This is a genomic window from Actinomadura nitritigenes (genome assembly GCF_017573545.1).
GTDB classification, from domain to species: domain Bacteria; phylum Actinomycetota; class Actinomycetes; order Streptosporangiales; family Streptosporangiaceae; genus Spirillospora; species Spirillospora nitritigenes.
The window spans coordinates 1-3,595 of record NZ_JAGEOK010000086.1; the positions used below are offsets into that span (position 1 = coordinate 1).

The following is a 3,595-nucleotide window of genomic DNA, read 5'->3' on the forward strand; positions in this document are numbered from 1 at the left end:
ACCCCGGAATCAACGGCTCAACAATCGCCCACAACTCGTCCGGCACCAGCCGCAGCGCAAGATCCGACGACATGCCCCCAAATCATGCCGCACACCGGCGGTCGGATCCACGTGAGACACGCTCTTATGCGGAGCGTCTCTCAAGTTTTGAGATGACGAGGCCGCCTGGCAAGACGCACGCGGGATCATGGCCGTGACTGGCCAGTCTCGATGGTCCCCGACAGTGGCGCATGCAGCGACCGCAGACGATACAAGGGATCAGCTGCCGAATTGGGCTGTTTTGGATCAAGGGGCGGCGGCGCTCAGGCCGCTGCGCGGCCCCGCGCCTCGCCGCCCGGAGCGTGCGGCGTGGGCGCCGGTCACCGGACGGCCGCGCCGGGCCGCGCATCGCGTCGCGTCCGCCGGCCACACCCCGACCGGCCGCCGCGGGGGGCCGCGCCGCCGCCGTGGTCACTGCCCACGACGTGTGGCACTCCGTTGGCTGGCTTCCAGTGGTGGGCTGGACTGGAACGGCGGCCATCCATGAGCCTCACGGAGCTGCCAGGCGCAGAGCCAGGCACTGGCGCGCATGGTCCGCGAAGGCCGCCGGTCGGGCTTACCACTTGGAGTATTTGTGATCATTCTTGTGGCGCATACGGCTGAGGACGGCGCATCGGACAGCCAGCCCCCAGTGTTTGCCCTGGTGAAACGAGTGCCGACCAGCAGTGACAGCACTGTGACATCAACAGCAGCGGGCGGCGGCACACGGGATGATCAGGCAGGCGCTGCGATGGCTGAAACCGAGTTGCTGGGTTCGCTTGGCGATCACAGGATGGGGGCGTGACTTGGCTGCACTCCGTCCTTGCCCTTGGCATATCGATCTGTGTTCTCTGGTGGCTGGCGAAGCAGGCGAATCCCGACCGGGCGGCCCGAGGTCAGGCAGGCCGAAGCCGGATCCGGGGCCGTCGTAGCGCTGGTTCGAGGGGACGACGTGTAGCTGCCGGTATGACCTGTCGGTGTGGTTACGGTCGAATCAGGGTTAGGAGTTCACCGATCCACGGCGACTTTCTTGGTTGCACTGAATGGCTCCCAGACGGCAGCGGTTGTAACTACGCCTGGACAATCGATGGACGTCGGCTTCCACGCTACCGCTGATCAGGCCGGTGCCCTGAAGACCAAGATCCGGAAAATGCGCGGAATGTGCCAACGGTGTCGAGGTAACCGGCCGAGCGTCCGCGCAGGTCAGCGGGGGAGGAGTGCCAAGATCCATGACGGGCTGTAAATCCGTCGGCTTAGCCTACGCAGGTTCGAACCCTGCACCCGCCACACCATGCGAAACGGCCTCTGACCAGCGCAAACGGTCAGGGGTCGTTCGCATATCCAAGATCCCCCAGGTGCAGCGAGACGCCACCGAACGCCCCCGGATGTCACCGGTCCCGGAGGCGACCTGTTCTGGTGTGAAGGGCATAGCCCGAGTCGCCGGCCCGCTCGGAACGCGACAATCACTTGTGTGTTCGTCAACGTGCATCGGCCGCCGAGAGGCGAGCCGTACGCGTGTCCGTGTTGCGGGTATCTGACGCTTGAGCGGCGTGGCTACTTCGAGATCTGCCCCGTGTGCTTTTGGGAAGATGACGGCCAGGACGACCACGACGCCGACGAGAGCCGCGGCGGTCCTAACCGTGGTCTCAGCCTCACCGAGGCCAGGCGGAACTTCGCTGCCTTTGGAGCGAGCGACCATCGAAGGCTTCAGTACGTCCGCGTTCCCCGTCTGGACGAGCACCCGCCGCACAGGTGGGGCGGCCCCGCAGCCGGGTGAGCAAGTACCGGAGCGTTCGAAGTGCGTGCTGATCAGCAGGCAGTGGCTCCCCGGTCGGGGCTTCGTGGGTCTTACACTTCCGCGGATGCAACCGATGTTCGCCGCACCGCCCGTCCCGCACGGCCGCGCGGCTCTGGACGCCTGGCGGGAGCTCGACCGCGGGGTGCGGCGGGAGCTCATGCGCGGTGATCGTCCCCACCCCGACCCCACCACCGCCGTGATCGCCGTCGGCTACGCGCGGACGATGCTGGGCCGATCCCGCCTGCGGCAAACACTGCCACTGTTGCCGGTGCTGCTCCCCTGGGCCGTCGGCCTGGGACTCGCCGTCGCCGCAGCCGCCCCCAAGGGGCATTCCCCACTGCTCTTCTTCGCCGGGGCGCTGCCCGCCGGCGTGTTGATGACCTGGTGGTCACGGCGCCGTAGGCTCGCCCTGCACCGGTTGGAAAGCCTCCATGCGGCGGCGCTGTGGGTCACCGAGCGCAGTGACCCGCTCCCGGCCGCTCCCTTCGCCGCCGGGGAGGCGCCGGAACTCGCCGTCCGGGCCGTTCGCCGCGCGGTGTGGCGGGCGTACGCGATCACCGCGGGGCTGTTCACGCTGTGCACTGCGGGCGCGGCGTCCCTGGATCCGCTGCTCGGCCTGGTCGTCGGGTGCCTGCTCGCTTTCCTTCTCGTCTCATTGATCGCGGCCGGGCTCCGGCAAACGAACGGCCGTCCTTTCGTCCACCTGCGGGCGGACGGACTGGCCTTCCGGTCCGCCGGCCTGCTGCTGCCGTGGACCGCGTTCACCGAGATCCGCATCATGCCCTTCCGCAACCCGACCTGGGCGACCGGAGGCAGGAAGCCCAAGGTCGTGGTGTTCGTCGCCGCCGATCCGCACGGGCTGATCACGTCGATGCGCCCGTCCACGGCCCGGCGCGCCCGCGCCTCGCTGAAGGCGTACGGCGGCCCGATGGCGGTGGCCGACCAGGCCCTCGACCGGACCGCCGAGGAGATGGCCGCCGCCGCGGCGGCGCTGAGCGGGCTTCCCGTCCGCCGCTTCGACCAATAGCCCACGGGCCGCCCCGGCGATGAACCGATCCAGGCGGGCGGTTAGCGCGAAGTCGGAGGCGAGGAGGGCGCTGCGGGGTCGGGCGCGCGCCGACAGACGACTCTGGGAAAGCAGCGCCGCAGCGCCCCGCCAAGGGCGGAGGGCTGCGGTGCTAGCCGCCCTTGGCGGGGCGCTGTGCTCCCTGCTGCCTGATCCTTTCGCTGGAGGCATGCTTGGCCACGGCCCAGCGGAGTTCGGCGAAGGGCGGCCAGCTCGCGTGCGTCCAGCGTTCGGCCATCTCTGCCGGGGCGCCAAGGCCCGCCCGGGCCAGGCATCCGGCATGCTCGGCCGTGTCCGACACGGCGTCGATCAGTTCCGCGTCGGACCAGAGCTCGAGTCCGGCCAGTTCCAGGCCCGCCGAAGGCAGGTTCAGCAGGTGCCCCGGCCCGGCATGCTCAGCACAGCCGCGTACGCCGGCCGGCGCCCGGGTTCCTGGAACAGGCAGATCATCGAGGGCGGCTGCCGCGGCGACCGCCGCGGACTGCCGGTCGACGGGTCGGCGGGCAGTTCTTCGGCGGCTGTCGCTGCGAACCGCGCTGTGCAGTCGTCGTCCTTCAGGTCCAGCCCGGCGAGTCAGGGCATTGAACCTTTTCCAGCATCAGTCTGAGCTGGCCAGATGGAGGCAGAGGACAGCCTGGACGAGACCCGTGGTTCGGGCCGGTGAACAGCGGAGCCTGCGCAGAAGACGCCAGGACTTGAGCGCGGCGACGGCC

General features: G+C 69.3%; 3 protein-coding genes, 1 tRNA gene and 1 pseudogene. 4 read left to right on the plus strand and 1 reads right to left on the minus strand.

Translation table 11 applies throughout. The features are described 5' to 3' along the window. Positions 1-613: 613 nt before the first annotated feature. The 4 genes from J4557_RS48855 (at position 614) to J4557_RS48870 (ending at position 2,843) form a co-directional block, all read left to right on the plus strand. A complete protein-coding gene (locus J4557_RS48855) occupies positions 614-823 on the plus strand; it encodes a hypothetical protein (protein ID WP_208274779.1) in 210 nt (69 codons plus the stop codon). A 403-nt stretch (positions 824-1,226) separates the two neighbouring features. Further along, positions 1,227-1,305: transfer RNA gene (locus J4557_RS48860), tRNA-Tyr, on the plus strand. Between the two features lie 196 nt (positions 1,306-1,501). Then, positions 1,502-1,795 carry a CPCC family cysteine-rich protein gene (locus J4557_RS52490; RefSeq protein WP_372442617.1) on the plus strand — a complete coding sequence of 98 codons (294 nt, stop codon included), beginning with the start codon at positions 1,502-1,504 and terminating at the stop codon, positions 1,793-1,795. Positions 1,796-1,880: 85 nt separating this feature from the next. After that, the gene (locus tag J4557_RS48870) at positions 1,881-2,843 is read left to right on the plus strand and encodes a hypothetical protein (RefSeq protein WP_208274781.1); all 963 of its coding nucleotides are present in this window, start codon (positions 1,881-1,883) and stop codon (positions 2,841-2,843) included. Positions 2,844-3,480: 637 nt separating this feature from the next. Here J4557_RS48870 and J4557_RS48875 read toward each other — a convergent pair. Continuing rightward, positions 3,481-3,595, minus strand: a pseudogene (locus tag J4557_RS48875) (IS5/IS1182 family transposase); the annotation flags it as partial.

Bases quoted from the DNA above. Each gene is read 5' to 3' on its own strand.
- J4557_RS48870 (WP_208274781.1), top strand. From the start codon at position 1,881: ATGCAACCGATGTTCGCCGCACCGCCCGTCCCGCACGGCCGCGCGGCT.